This is a genomic window from Bacillus sp. Root131 (genome assembly GCF_001429475.1).
In the GTDB taxonomy this organism is placed as follows: Bacteria; Bacillota; Bacilli; order Bacillales; family Bacillaceae_G; genus Bacillus_A; species Bacillus_A thuringiensis_S.
Genome location: NZ_LMJQ01000012.1, coordinates 244521 through 258049, shown reverse-complemented (window position 1 = coordinate 258049; position 13529 = coordinate 244521). Strand labels below are relative to the sequence as shown.

Sequence of the window (13529 nt, the reverse complement as noted above, 5' to 3'; positions counted from 1 at the left end):
AACTCCTTACTCTAGGCTATTTCAAATTTAACACCATCTTCTCCTCATACTTATCATCCCATTTAATCAAAACCTCTATCGGTTCATCTTTAGATAAAGGCGCACAACTTACACAAGATGATTTCATTTCAACCTTTGCTCCTTTATGATTTTCTGACGTTTGTGTCATTGTGCTAAAGGCTCCATTAATAGCAATCTCTAAATTCTTAAATTCTGTATTCCCATCTCCGCCCTTATACTGAAACGTAAACACTCCATCTTCACTGTCGTCCTTAATATGGCCCTTATATTGTCCCATCCAACTTTTGCTCTCGCTAGAAAAAGTAACATACGAAATGGAACAGCTTCCTAAAAAGAAAATACTAATGAAAAAGAATAATGCTCTCTTCATAATGCCCCCTCCATTCAAAAACACTTATTTATCCCGTATTAACGGATAGTAAGATCCCCACATCAAAATTCGGTGAAAGCAAAGAAGTTAGGTGGGGAATCCCCCCACTGATTAAAGTTTCACTTCATTGCCTATTCCTTCCTTTTATTATACTATTTAAATACAGAATTTTCTAAAATAGGAGGGTTTATATGTTACAACAACAATTAGAAGAAATTCGTAATAATAATTACATACTGGATAACACACTTAACATTGATTCTTTAAGTTCTAATATGCTTGAACATATTGGCGATACTGATAACTATTTAAGGGACAAACTCATCTACTCTACTTTTTATCATCTCATCAAGAAGGACTACCTTTCACACACACAATTACAGAAACTATTATTAGAAAGCATCGGTGAAAAATATTTATTGTATAAAATTCATTCAGATGACGAAGATGCTGTATTTACTCGCGCATTTACCACCTTATTAATTGCGCTCATTATAGATGCAGATACAAATCATAATTTCTTATCACAAACTGATATTTCAAATGTAAAAGATCAATTAATTCTATATATGAACAATGAACATGATTTCCGCGGATATGTTCCAGACCACGGCTGGGCACATAGTATCGCTCATGCTTCCGATACATTTGAGGCGCTTGTTCATAATCCTAAACTAGAAACTTTACATTACGAAGAGATATTAAAAACTTTGTTAAACAAAGTTTTTGTCCATTCTATCTACTACAAATATGAAGAAGACGAGCGTCTCGTTTATCCGATTGTCGCAATGCTGCAAAATGACCTAAAAGAAGAAATACTCATATTAGCCCTTCGTGACTTAGCAGCTCAATTACCGGTCCAAAAACAATTACTACCTATTGAATCGTACGAGTTTCTATATGGAAATACAAAATCTTTCTTACGTAGCTTATTTTTCAGATTACGTACAATGTCTATATGTAAAGAAACTGAATACGAAATTGAAAAATTGCTACAAGAGCTTCCAAAATATTATTAAAAAAGAAGGCCACTCAAAAAGTGCCTTCTTCTATTTCACTAATATTTAATTGAAATTTCACGATCCAAACTGAGAAAAGGTGGACAAGAAGCGCAAACGCCATACATGCTCCACTTAAAAAAGTTAGTATAGGATGCGAATACACGTGCCCCAATCCATAGGATATCGCCACGAAAAACATTGTTATGTAAATATAAATTGCTCCATGTATTTGCCTCATATAAACCTCCTTTTCCCATATTATAACATAAATTTTCTGATTATTCACATTAATTACTTGTAATCAATATTTCTCAACTGTTACACCTCTTACAGCAGCCTTAATATACGTTGATTCTTGTAAACTTTGTAAATCCCCTGTTTTTCCTGTTACGACTACACCGTATATTGGTAGGTCTTTTCGTTTGGTGTTTTTTATTTCTTTATCCCGCATTAACGGGCAGTAAGACCCCACATCAAAATTCAGCGGAAGCAAAGAAGTTAGGTTGGGGTCGGACTGCCCGTTAATGCCCGATTGGTTCAACTAATAATCCGTGGGGGATGACCCCCACGGATTAAAGTTTCACTTTATAGTTTATCCTAAAATATTCTCGATATCCCTCTTTATTTTCACTTAAAGATATCCAAATGCAGCTTTTATAAATTGTTTCATAATAAAAAGCACATCCATTTTGATACGCTTCTCTCTGAAATACTATTCTATTATTTCATCGCTTCCTTCACAACATCTTGAATCATAACAACTTCTGTTTTCATATCAATAGACGGTGCTTCTTCATCGATACATTCATACCAAAATGCTAAGTGCTTTTTATCAATTTCATGATGAGAATTTTCGACATGAGTCCCACCTTTTCCTTGCACAGAATACCAATATAAGTACTCTTTTCCATCTCTTATTTCCCGGAAAATTGTCTCAACGTACATCTTTTCGTCATTTAATGTCAAAAGTACTTCTTTCATATTATCATTAAGAAGCTGCATCCATTCATCTACTCGATGACTCTTACCAGGCTTAACTTTAAATCTCGTTAATTCTACATTCATTTTTATTCCCCCGTTTTCTTACGTACAAACAAACTATATTCTATTGGATGATAAAAATTTAATTTACTAGCTAATTTTCCCGAAGGAATATTGTCTACATAACAATCCCAACTCGGTATAATATCATTTTGCATGCAATGTTCAATGAACCGTGTTGCAACAGCTTGAGCTAATCCTTTCCCTTGATGCGCTCCATGTGTTGCAATATCTATTTCAGCAAAACCATGCCCGCTAAATATTGAGACGCATTCAGCTACAATTATCCCATCTTGCTCTATACAAAATCCAAAACCACTGTTCAAAAACGTTTCTTTTGATCCCCAATATTCTTTGTAGTACTCCTCTTTAAATTCACTGCTTCGCTCTATATCTCTTATATCAATACGCTTCACTTCATATGTATTTTTGTTAAAATCTCGTTGTTTCTCTTCAAAGGTTACGCTTTGAAATTTCATTCGCGGGATGTTCCGAAGTACATTACTAAAACGCCCTTCTATCATCATTTCCCATTCTTCGCTCGAAGTGAACAGTGTAAATCTCTTCTCTGTTTTTTCAATAGCCTTTTTGATATACGAAAATAAATCTTCGTTATACTTGTGATCATCCGTATCACCAAATAAATAATAGATACCGTTAGCTGTAATAATTAATCCTGCTGTTAATTGCCCGTTTACAAAAACCTCACCATCTATCATTCGATCACATACGGCATAAGCAAACGTCGTCGTTCTTGTATTACCTTCTAAAACCGGAAGAACTTTTCCATACTCAGCTACAGATAATTTTTTCATAATTGCTCCACCTTAATCGTATCAGCCTCTATATGTTCAAAACAAAGATTTACCGTTCTCTTTAATGCTCTCGTTCTATGAATCGTACATGCTGGAATTAAAATAGAATCATTTGGCTTTAAAACCGCTGTTTCTCCATTTTCAAAATCAATAAGTAATTCTCCCTCTAGCACAATAAATAATTCATCCGAATTAGAATGATAGTGCCAATCATATTCACCAATAAATACAGCGATTCGTAAGCAATGACTGTTTATATTTGAAACGACGAAGTTTTTATGTTGATCTTGAATGTCCTTTGTTAATTCTATTAAGTTCACAGTTTCCATCTTTCGTCTCATCCTTTCATTAGTCGTTCTTCTGAAAAATCAACTTAATCTCCACCACCTCCGCAATCTCCTCCACCATCACTTGAGCTACTACAATCACTGCTACTGTAGTCACCGAATCCACTTGATGAGCTTGAAGCGTATGAAGATTTTTTACTTCTTTTTCTATCTTTTTTACTTTCATGACTAGGCCATACTGTATCAAAAAATATAACGAATAAGACTAATTCTATTGCAACAAGGATAAATACTAAAATACTCTCAATAATATTAGGAGTTATCTCAAAACTGTAAAACACTCCAAATGAATACATACACAAAATTACATACAGAGCCATACAAATATACCGAAATGATTTCTCTATCGTAATGACTACTTTCTGTGAAAAAGGTATGTTCTGCTCCTGTTTTTTCTTTATGTACTTTTGTCTTTTAGCTTGCTTTCGCTTTCTCTTTTTGCTCCCCATAGAATCCCCTCTTTTTTTATTATACAATTCTAAATTATCATAATAAAAATCGATTTACACCAATAAAGTGAAACTTTGATCAGTGGGGGTTTTATTCATCCCCCACCTAACTTCTTTGCTTCCGCTGAATTTTTGGGTGGGGGTCTTACTGCCCGTTAATGCGGGATAAATAACAATTATTCACATGTTATTTCCCCATATAAAAAAGACCCTCCTCACGAAAAGGAAGGTCTCAAATGTATTTCTATTATGATAAAGCAGGAGCTTTTTCAAGTAGCTCTTTCGCACCAGCGTATTGTAAGCCATGAGCTTCTGCAACTGCTTCGAATGTTACATATCCATCTAATGTGTTAATACCTTTTAATAATGCAGAGTTGCCTAGGCAAGCATCTTTATAGCCTTTGTTAGCAATTTGTACTGCATATGGTACTGTAACGTTTGTTAATGCAAGAGTTGACGTACGTGGAACCGCACCTGGCATATTAGCAACTGCATAATGAACAACGCCATGTTTTTCGTAAGTTGGGTTGTCATGAGTTGTAATACGATCAGTTGTTTCGAAAATACCACCTTGGTCAATCGCAATATCTACAACGACAGAACCTGGTTCCATTGATTGAATCATTTCTTCAGTTACAAGTTTTGGCGCTTTTGCACCTGGAATTAATACTGCTCCAATAACAAGGTCAGATTCTTTAACAGCTTCTGCAATGTTGTATGGATTAGACATTAATGTTTTTACTTGGTTACCGAAAATATCATCTAATTGACGAAGACGTTCTGCACTTAAGTCAATGATTGTTACATCCGCACCTAAACCTACTGCAATCTTAGCTGCATTTGTACCAGCTTGACCACCGCCGATGATTGTTACTTTGCCGCGTTTTACCCCTGGAACGCCTGCAAGTAAAATACCTTTACCGCCTTTGTTTTTCTCAAGGAATTGTGCACCGATTTGTGCAGACATACGACCAGCTACTTCACTCATAGGTGCAAGTAATGGTAAAGAACGATTGTCTAATTGTACTGTTTCGTATGCAATTGATGCAACTTTGTTATCGATTAATGCTTTCGTTAATTCTGGTTCTGGAGCTAAGTGTAAGTATGTGAATAAAATTAAACCTTCACGGAAATAGCCGTATTCACTTGCTACTGGCTCTTTTACCTTCATAACCATATCTTGTTTCCATGCTTCTTCAGCAGTTTCTACAAGTTTCGCACCAGCTTGTACGTATTCTTCATCCGTAAAACCAGATCCTAAACCTGCTCCTTTTTGAACAAAAACTTCATGACCATTTTGTACTAAATGTACTGCTCCCGCTGGCGTCATTGCCACACGGTTTTCATTGTTTTTAATTTCTGTTGGAATACCGATACGCATGATTAGTTCCCCCTTGAGTTATGAAATGACCCCTGAATCATTTTTTAAAGCGCTTTCTACGCTCTTATATTTTAACATAATATCTCAATATTTGACAAAAAATAATACAAGTTTTCCGATAGATTTAATTTTATATTAAAAGACAGTATTATCCGCACCTCTCAGCACAATGGATAAACTGTCCAATTATTTGAAACTTCATCTTATTTTATTCTATCGATGTCTATGAATAACATCCACTGCACCAGTCACTTCAATAATTGTACCGGTAATCATATCGGAATCGTCCTCACATAAAAACGAAATGGTTCTTGCAATATCTTCACCTGTTCCAGATCTACCAATCGGTGTGTTATGCTCTTTCAGCTGACGTGCTTCTTGAATAGTTGCCTCTTTCATATCGCCTATAATATCACCAGGACATACCATGTTCGCAGTAATACCATACTCCGCTTCTTCATAAGCAACTGTTTTCGTTAATGAAACAAGTCCTACTTTGGCCGCTGCAAAAGCTGAACGATAAATCCATCCCGGTGCACTATCCGCCCCTTGAAATCCGTAATTAATAATACGGCCAAAGCTCTGTTTTCTCATGACCGGAACGACAAGTTTTAATAAATGAAATACCGCTGTTAAATTTCCCTGAATCATTTCATTCCATTCATCTTCTTCATAATCAACTAACTTTTTTCGTTCAAATACATATGGACCAGCATTATTAATTAAGAAATCAATTTTGCCAAAACGGCTTATCGCTTCTTCTACCATTTTATGTAAATCTTCCTTTTTCGTGACATCCGCTTGCACGAATTGTAGACGCTCTTCCATATTTTTATATGTTTCTTTCAACTTTTCCATAGCCGTGATATCGCTATGATACGTTACTGTTACTGAATATCCTTTAGCCAATAACTTTTCTGTTACTTGCTTTCCTAAACCTTTCGTACCGGCTGTAATGAGCGCGTGTCTCACAAACATGCCTCCTTTTAAATTGCTATACTTCATATGTAACAAGTTCTCGCTCCAATTACAACTAAAATGAATTGAAACAGAGTTTTCAAAATTCTGTAACGTTTCTGGCAAGCACGTTACCAAAATTTGTTTTATAATTAAGTTGTAAACAGTTATAAAACAGATTGGGAGGAATTTACTATGAATAATACATATACAAATATTTTAATCGCGGTGGATGGTTCTAAAGAAGCAGAAAAAGCCTTTAAAAAAGCAATTCAAGTCGCAAAGCGCAACAATGCAACATTAACAATCGCTCATATCGTTGATGTAAAAGCGTACTCAGCAGTAGAGGCTTATAGCCGTGCAATTGCTGAACGTGCAAATCTATTTGCAGAAGACTTATTAGAAGACTACAAAAAAACTGCGCTTGAAGCTGGTCTTGAAAAAATTGAAACTGTATTAGAATTTGGTAACCCTAAATCTAAAATTTCAAAAGAAATCGCTCCAAACCATAAAGTAGATTTAATTATGTGTGGTGCGACTGGTTTAAATGCTGTTGAACGCTTCCTAATCGGTAGCGTCTCTGAACATATTATTCGCTATGCGAAATGCGATGTCCTTGTTGTTCGTGGTGATGAGGAGCAAGGTGATCTTTAATTTATAGATAAAACACCAAGTCCACATAGGCTTGGTGTTTTTCATTTCACATATTTCACTATAAATACAAGACAAGCCACAATAACAACAGTAATTGCTAATACATAGGGAGGAAGAAACTTCAAAGACCATAATGCCATCATAATCGTCGCAACTGTTAAATACGTTTGCTTTGCATCTTCTGTCATTTTTTTACGAAGTAAGAAGACGTACAAATAGCCAATTGGCGGCGTAATGAAGCAAAGAACATATATGATTTTTGATTTTAAATACCATTTTTGTTCTCCAAGTTTCTTTATATCCCCTTCTATTCTCTTATGATCTTGTTCTCTCGCTTCTTCTACAAGCGGATTTTCCTCTTCTCCTCGCTTTTCTTTCATATAAGGAAGAAAGTGCATAAAAAAATAGTATGCGAATACGAACGCTCCAAATCCAATATTTAATCTTTCTAATGGAATATGCTCACTAAAAAAAGCTGCAGTAAGCACTAAAGACAAACAGTACGTCATCATCCAAAATGAACGTTTTCTCTTTTTCCGTTCCATTTCTTTTTTATCTTGTACATGTTTTCTTTTCGAAAGCCATATTGAAATACAGCAATCTACTAGAAATAGAGAAAAAATAAATATCGCAACGTGTACTGTTTCTACATTTCCAAATGAAAATACGTTTGGGAATGCAACATACAATACAATTAGCGTGTACAAAATTAGCCCTATAAAATAAAGTGAAACTTTAATCAGTGGGGGGTTTTGTTCATCCCCCACTGATTATTAGTTGAACCAATCGGGCTTTTACGGGCAGTTGATCCCCACCTAACTTCTTTGCTCTCGCTAAATTTTGAGGTGGGGGTCTTACTGCCCGTTAATGCGGGATAAATACGTCTCATTTTTCATCCCTTTCTTATTTCCTAACATTACGTTAACATACATTTTTTAGAAATAGACGGACAAAATATATATGTGTAAAAAAGGAGGATGCTATATGGATGATTCTGAACGCATTATTTTAGACGTGAACGGCAAAGAAATTGAAATGCTAGATAAGATTCGCACTCATTTTAAAGAAAAACATGGCGTTGAACTAAGTAATGGTGCATTGCTTCGTGATTTGATGGATATTGAGTATATTCGAATTACAGAAGATCGACATAAGTATGATTAAAAGAAAAACGACTGCAGGCGAATGCCATCAGTCGTTTTCTTTCTTTATTTAAGCTCTTGATGCTTCCCGCCCATACCACCTTGCTCATTGCTATCTTGGTGTACAGTTAGTTTATTTGTTTTCGCATCTTTTAAAACTCTATATGTATATGATTCATTTGGTTCATCTTTAAACTGCACATTCATTCCATACGAATCCATTTTGCTATAAAAGGCCGGTTTTATGTATGCAATATCACTTTCTTTATATCCTTTATCTTGCAAATGCCACATCGTTGCGATAATCGATTCTTCTCGCTTTTCTTTTTCACCAACATACATATATTTGTCCAAAAGAAACACTTTAGCATTTGCAATTAAACTAATTACCAGTACAATGATAAACACTATTTTTTTCATAGACTTCCCCTAAATTGTTATTTTTTACTACATTGTAACTTAAATGCTAGTAAAAAATAAAGTACGCCAGACTTTACTAGACTGGCGTACTTCCCAACTCAATTCTTAATAACTTCTTTCGTTAACCCCTTCGCCTTTTCCAAAGCGTTTTTGATTTGTTCATACCCTGTCCCACCAGCACTATTACGACGCTTTACAGCCTCATATGGTGAAAGAACTTCATACAAATCTTCTTCAAATAAAGAGCTCATTTCTTTATATGTTTCAAGCGGGACATCTAATAAATAAATTCCTTTTTGTGTGCAGTGTAGCACTAACTTCCCTACAATTTCATGAGCTTGACGGAATGGTAGTCCTTTGTTTGCTAAGTAGTCGGCAATTTCTGTTGCGTTGGAGAAATCTTGCGTCACAGCTTGCCCCATTTTTTCTTTGTTTACAGTCATCGTTTCAAGCATGCCCGCCATAATATGAAGGCAACCTTCTACTGTTTTAACTGTATCAAACATTCCTTCTTTATCTTCTTGTAAGTCTTTATTGTAAGCGAGTGGTAATCCTTTCATTACTGTAAGTAAACTGAATAAATTACCGTATACTCTGCCTGTTTTACCACGGATTAGTTCCGCCATATCCGGATTTTTCTTTTGCGGCATAATGCTGCTTCCCGTCGCATATTGATCGCTCATTTCAATAAATTGAAACTCTTGGCTACTCCATAAAATAAGTTCTTCACAAAAACGTGATAAGTGCATCATGAGCATAGATGAATTACTTAAAAACTCCAGTATGAAATCACGATCACTTACCGCATCTAAACTATTTTCATATATCCCATTAAATCCAAGAAGTCCCGCACTATATTCTCGGTCGATCGGGAATGTCGTCCCAGCTAGCGCTCCTGCTCCTAATGGGGAGATATTAATACGCTTTAATGAATCTTCATAACGATTCACATCACGCTCTAACATCCAAAAGTAAGCAAGAATATGATGAGCAAATGAAATCGGCTGGGCACGCTGCAAGTGCGTATAGCCCGGCATAATAGTTTCAATATTATTTTCTGCTTGGTGAACAAGAACAGTTTGCAATTGTTTTGTAGCCTTTATAATATGTTCTACCTTTTCTTTTAAATACAAATGCATATCTGTCGCCACTTGATCGTTACGACTTCGGCCTGTATGAAGTTTCCCTCCTACTTCACCGATTTTTTCAATTAACATCTTTTCAATATTTAAATGAATATCTTCAGCTTCAATCGAAAAATGTAATTTATTTTGTTTCGCCTCTTCTAATAAATATTGAAGACCTATCTTTATTTTCTCTGCCTCTTCTTTCGTAACGATACCTTGCTTTGCTAGCATCGTTACGTGTGCAATACTCCCTTTTATATCTTGATTTACTAATTGTTGATCGAAGGAGATGGATGCTCCAAACTCTTCAACCCACGCTTCCGCTTCTTCCGTAAAACGTCCGCCCCAAAGTTTGCTCACGCTTCCACCTTCTTTTGATTCACTTGGCTGTATACTTTCGTCGGTAAACCAAATAATGAAATAAATCCAACTGCTGCATCATGATTAAATTCATCTTGAGCAGTATATGTTGCTAATTTTTCATCGTATAAAGAGTATTCAGATTTACGTCCTTCTACAATCGCATGACCTTTAAATAATTTTACACGCACTGTACCTGTTACATTCTTTTGCGTTTCTTGTAAAAATGCATGAAGCGCTTGTTTTAAAGGAGAGAACCATAAACCGTTATAAATAAGTTCTGTTATTTTCTGTTCAATCACTGGTTTAAAATGTGCTACTTCTTTTACGTGTGTTAAATCTTCCAACTCTTTATGTGCAGTGATTAACGTCATTGCTGCTGGGCATTCGTATACTTCACGAGATTTAATACCGACAAGACGATTTTCTACGTGATCGATACGTCCAACGCCATGTTTTCCAGCAAGTGCATTTAACGTTTTAATTAATTCTGCAAGTGAATATGCAGTACCATTCAAAGTCGTCGGTACACCTGCTTCAAATCCGATTTCTACAAACTCTGATTTATTCGGTGTATCTTCTAATGCTACTGTCATCTCATATGCCTCTTCTGGTGGTGCTGCCCATGGATCTTCTAAAATTCCACATTCGTTGCTGCGTCCCCATAAGTTTTGATCGATTGAAAACGGGCTATCTAAATGAATCGGAATTGGTACATCGTTTTCTTTTGCATATGCAATTTCTTCTTCACGTGACCACTTCCATTCACGTACAGGCGCAATCACTTCTAAGTAAGGATTTAATGCTTGGATAGAAACTTCAAAACGAACTTGGTCATTTCCCTTTCCTGTACATCCATGTGCAACTGCAGTTGCACCTTCTTGTTCTGCGATTTCTACTAATTTCTTCGCAATAAGCGGACGAGATAATGCAGAGACAAGAGGGTATTTCCCTTCGTATAATGTGTGTGCTTGCATCGCCATCAATGCATATTCATTCGCAAATTCTTCTTGGACATCCACCATATATGATTTAATTGCACCAACTGAAAGTGCCTTTTCTTTCACAAACCCTAAGTCTTTTCCTTCCCCTAAATCTAAACAAAGTGCTATAACATCATAATTCTTCTCTTGTAACCATTTAATTGCAACGGAAGTATCAAGACCTCCGGAATATGCTAATACAACTTTTTTCTTCTCCATTTTGCATCCCCCTAAAGAATAAATATTCATTTTCTTTTATAATAATTCAAACTTTAACACCTTTTACAAAATGTATCAAGAGTCATTTTCAAATTTTTTCAAACAATTTCGTCGAACTTTTTTCTGTTTTTCTGTACAATATAAGCAGGAAAACGGGGGTGAACTTATGGAAAAGTATTTCTTATACGATAATCATCTAGGAATTGAAATTCCGCATTTACAAGAAGATTGGGAAGATATCCCCGAAAAAATGCAGCATGCTATTTTACTAAAATGGGAACAAATTCGCGGGAAAATTCCTGATCGTATAAAAGAACTTGAGCACTATATTAATACAAAACAACATCATTTAAATAACGAAGAAGACTTCGAAGTTTCTTGTAAACTAAATTCAGAAATTGCCGATCTTGCTTCCATCATTAATGACCTTTGGCTTTGGTATCGACTCACTCAAAATGTATCTGAGGGGAAAGCACACCAATGAAAAAAGCATGCCCCTCAATTACTTTGGGTCATGCTTTTTTGTCGTAACATGATTTACAATATATCTCTTGTGCTGTTTTCGCCAAACACACATCAAATGGACCAACTAATATACTTCTTTCTTTCGGCAACTTTACAAAAGCAACAAGTTCTTCTTCATATTGAATTTTTTTCTGACATGAAACGCATATTAATTCTTTTCTTTTGAACATGTCTTTTAGCATATCTTCACTCTCCCCTTCATCTATATTAATATACTCTCATAATAGTTAAGAGTTGTAAAAAAATGACACATTTCGAATCGAATGATTCATATACTATGTACAAAAGGAGGTCTAAAGCTTATGCGTGCTTTCGTTATTATCGCTTTAACTTTTTTAAGTGTAATTAGTTGGGATGCGTTTTTTAAAGATAAAAGTGATGAAAAGAACACAACGGAATAAACCCCTTTTTTTCTTGCTTATTGGACAAACCGTTACAAACTGTCCAATCCTCTGAAATAACTTAGGCTTTGCTACAAAAATATTTAAACATAACATTTTTTGTAGATTCCCTCCGTTTATTGTCGGTTTCCATCCGCATACATTTTTTAAAAGTATGATATAATAGTATAAATCTTGAAGGAAGGGATTTTGATATCATGATCGCTCGAAGGAGCATGTGGCATCGTATTGACGAATCATACACGTAGCGTATTTTTCAGCTCAGATACTTTAGTCTAGCGAAAAAAATACGAGAGTGGGGAAATTATGATTGCCCGAAGGATAATTTGGCAAAAAAAAGACTCTTCTTACACATAGCGTTTTGTTTAGGACTTAATTGTTACTAACTAAACAAAACAAAGAAGAGCAGGATTGCTAAATGACGAATCCTACTCCACGTTTTGTTTAGTCGTTTTAAGACTTAAACTAAAACGAAGGTAGGGAGAATTGATGGACGAGAGGATTATTCGTTATTTCTTCAGCGACATATAGCGTAGTTAGTTTTTTCGTAAACTAACTGAAAGCTACATGTGAGCTCGTAGTTAGTTTACAACACAAAAAGGACTACTAACTACGGAAAGAAGGAATAACGATGAGGAACATCCAAAGTCGGCAAATTATTAAAGAAATTTTTATGGTTTTAATCGGTTCATTTATTTTAGCAGCAGCGCTATATCACATTCACTTCCAAAACCACTTAACAGAAGGTGGCTTTGTAGGAATTGCACTATTCATTCAAAACTTTTATGATATTTCACCATCTATTTCAACTGTATTAATGGATATCCCAATTATTTTACTGTGTGCTTCATTTTTGGGTAGAAAAATGGTTGGCTATTCATTCTTAGGTTCTATTTCATTCGGATTATTTTATTCCTTAATGGAAAATTATTCTCCATTTACGGTAGATTTATCAAATAATTTATTTATAGCTGCAATAGTTGGCGGTGCGTTAGCTGGTATTGGACTCGGTTTTATATTGCGATTTGGCGGTGCAACCGGTGGAGACGATATTTTAACAATTGTATTAAGTAAACGAACTCGTTTTACAATTGGGCAAATTTTCTTCGTCTTTGACGCGATTGTTCTTGCGCTTTCATTAAATTATTTAAATTGGACAGAAATTGCTTTTACTATTCTTTCGATTGCCGTACAGGCAAAAACATTGGATTTAATTTATTATCCAAAAACAGAAAAAACAGCAGAAAAGCAGCCAGTATCTGTTCCAATGTCCAAAAAACATGCAACAAATTAAAAAAGCGAAAGGCTTCGGCCTC

The 13529-nt window shown here is 35.3% G+C and carries 18 protein-coding genes and 1 pseudogene; 5 read left to right on the top strand and 14 right to left on the bottom strand.

Annotation, left to right across the window (positions count from 1 at the left end):
* Positions 1 to 16: 16 nt before the first annotated feature.
* A complete protein-coding gene (locus ASE54_RS22250; protein ID WP_000816702.1) occupies positions 17 to 391 on the bottom strand; it encodes a hypothetical protein in 375 nt (124 codons plus the stop codon).
* Between the two features lie 191 nt (positions 392 to 582).
* Between ASE54_RS22250 and ASE54_RS22245 the strand changes: the two genes are divergently transcribed.
* On the top strand, positions 583 to 1410 hold the full coding sequence (locus tag ASE54_RS22245) for a DUF2785 domain-containing protein (protein ID WP_000941470.1): 828 nt from the start codon (positions 583 to 585) through the stop codon (positions 1408 to 1410).
* Between the two features lie 13 nt (positions 1411 to 1423).
* Here ASE54_RS22245 and ASE54_RS22240 read toward each other — a convergent pair whose 3' ends face one another.
* From ASE54_RS22240 to ASE54_RS22210, 8 genes and pseudogenes are all read right to left on the bottom strand, one after another.
* The gene (locus ASE54_RS22240; protein WP_001248905.1) at positions 1424 to 1630 is read right to left on the bottom strand and encodes a hypothetical protein; all 207 of its coding nucleotides are present in this window, start codon (positions 1628 to 1630) and stop codon (positions 1424 to 1426) included.
* 63 nt (positions 1631 to 1693) lie between these two features.
* Positions 1694 to 1831 (bottom strand): annotated as a pseudogene (locus ASE54_RS35910) (anti sigma factor C-terminal domain-containing protein); the annotation flags it as partial.
* A 281-nt stretch (positions 1832 to 2112) separates the two neighbouring features.
* Positions 2113 to 2457 carry a DUF6176 family protein gene (locus ASE54_RS22235; protein WP_001100213.1) on the bottom strand — a complete coding sequence of 115 codons (345 nt, stop codon included), beginning with the start codon at positions 2455 to 2457 and terminating at the stop codon, positions 2113 to 2115.
* Positions 2458 to 2459: 2 nt separating this feature from the next.
* Entirely contained in the window at positions 2460 to 3248 is a 789-nt protein-coding gene (locus ASE54_RS22230) for a GNAT family N-acetyltransferase (RefSeq protein WP_000736720.1), read from the bottom strand.
* Positions 3245 to 3577 carry a cupin domain-containing protein gene (locus ASE54_RS22225; RefSeq protein WP_000450929.1) on the bottom strand — a complete coding sequence of 111 codons (333 nt, stop codon included), beginning with the start codon at positions 3575 to 3577 and terminating at the stop codon, positions 3245 to 3247. The genes ASE54_RS22230 and ASE54_RS22225 overlap by 4 nt, the downstream gene beginning before the upstream one ends.
* Before the next feature lie 44 nt (positions 3578 to 3621).
* Positions 3622 to 4044: a hypothetical protein gene (locus ASE54_RS22220; RefSeq protein WP_000534962.1), complete on the bottom strand. Its 423-nt coding sequence runs from the start codon at positions 4042 to 4044 to the stop codon at positions 3622 to 3624.
* Positions 4045 to 4291: 247 nt separating this feature from the next.
* Positions 4292 to 5425, bottom strand: a complete 1134-nt coding sequence (ald, locus tag ASE54_RS22215; RefSeq protein WP_003256578.1) for an alanine dehydrogenase — start codon at positions 5423 to 5425, stop codon at positions 4292 to 4294.
* A 213-nt stretch (positions 5426 to 5638) separates the two neighbouring features.
* The gene (locus ASE54_RS22210) at positions 5639 to 6430 is read right to left on the bottom strand and encodes an SDR family oxidoreductase (RefSeq protein ID WP_033668923.1); all 792 of its coding nucleotides are present in this window, start codon (positions 6428 to 6430) and stop codon (positions 5639 to 5641) included.
* A gap of 147 nt (positions 6431 to 6577) precedes the next feature.
* Between ASE54_RS22210 and ASE54_RS22205 the strand changes: the two genes are divergently transcribed.
* A complete protein-coding gene (locus ASE54_RS22205) occupies positions 6578 to 7036 on the top strand; it encodes a universal stress protein (RefSeq protein WP_001066672.1) in 459 nt (152 codons plus the stop codon).
* A gap of 41 nt (positions 7037 to 7077) precedes the next feature.
* On the opposite strand, the gene ASE54_RS22200 is transcribed toward ASE54_RS22205, so the two are convergent.
* Complete coding sequence (locus ASE54_RS22200; protein ID WP_033795308.1) at positions 7078 to 7776, bottom strand: hypothetical protein; 699 nt, start codon at positions 7774 to 7776, stop codon at positions 7078 to 7080.
* Positions 7777 to 8020: 244 nt separating this feature from the next.
* On the opposite strand from ASE54_RS22200, the gene ASE54_RS22195 reads away from it, so the two are divergent.
* On the top strand, positions 8021 to 8200 hold the full coding sequence (locus ASE54_RS22195; RefSeq protein ID WP_000342753.1) for a hypothetical protein: 180 nt from the start codon (positions 8021 to 8023) through the stop codon (positions 8198 to 8200).
* 44 nt (positions 8201 to 8244) lie between these two features.
* Here the strand turns inward: ASE54_RS22195 and ASE54_RS22190 are convergent, their stop codons facing one another.
* The 3 genes from ASE54_RS22190 to ASE54_RS22180 all read right to left on the bottom strand — a co-directional run bounded on the left by ASE54_RS22190 (position 8245) and on the right by ASE54_RS22180 (position 11287).
* Positions 8245 to 8598 carry a DUF3139 domain-containing protein gene (locus ASE54_RS22190; protein WP_000724678.1) on the bottom strand — a complete coding sequence of 118 codons (354 nt, stop codon included), beginning with the start codon at positions 8596 to 8598 and terminating at the stop codon, positions 8245 to 8247.
* Positions 8599 to 8696: 98 nt separating this feature from the next.
* Positions 8697 to 10085, bottom strand: coding sequence for an argininosuccinate lyase (gene argH, locus ASE54_RS22185; protein ID WP_000041243.1), 1389 nt, complete (start codon positions 10083 to 10085; stop codon positions 8697 to 8699).
* Positions 10082 to 11287, bottom strand: a complete 1206-nt coding sequence (locus ASE54_RS22180) for an argininosuccinate synthase (protein WP_000412340.1) — start codon at positions 11285 to 11287, stop codon at positions 10082 to 10084. Before ASE54_RS22180 ends, argH begins: the two co-directional genes overlap by 4 nt.
* Before the next feature lie 166 nt (positions 11288 to 11453).
* On the opposite strand from ASE54_RS22180, the gene ASE54_RS22175 reads away from it, so the two are divergent.
* On the top strand, positions 11454 to 11771 hold the full coding sequence (locus ASE54_RS22175; RefSeq protein ID WP_000417222.1) for a hypothetical protein: 318 nt from the start codon (positions 11454 to 11456) through the stop codon (positions 11769 to 11771).
* Positions 11772 to 11799: 28 nt separating this feature from the next.
* On the opposite strand, the gene ASE54_RS22170 is transcribed toward ASE54_RS22175, so the two are convergent.
* A complete protein-coding gene (locus ASE54_RS22170; RefSeq protein ID WP_000910278.1) occupies positions 11800 to 11994 on the bottom strand; it encodes a hypothetical protein in 195 nt (64 codons plus the stop codon).
* An 850-nt stretch (positions 11995 to 12844) separates the two neighbouring features.
* Between ASE54_RS22170 and ASE54_RS22165 the strand changes: the two genes are divergently transcribed.
* Positions 12845 to 13507 (top strand): YitT family protein, encoded by a 663-nt coding sequence (locus ASE54_RS22165; protein WP_001244513.1) that lies wholly within the window; start codon positions 12845 to 12847, stop codon positions 13505 to 13507.
* The last annotated feature ends 22 nt before the right edge of the window (positions 13508 to 13529 follow it).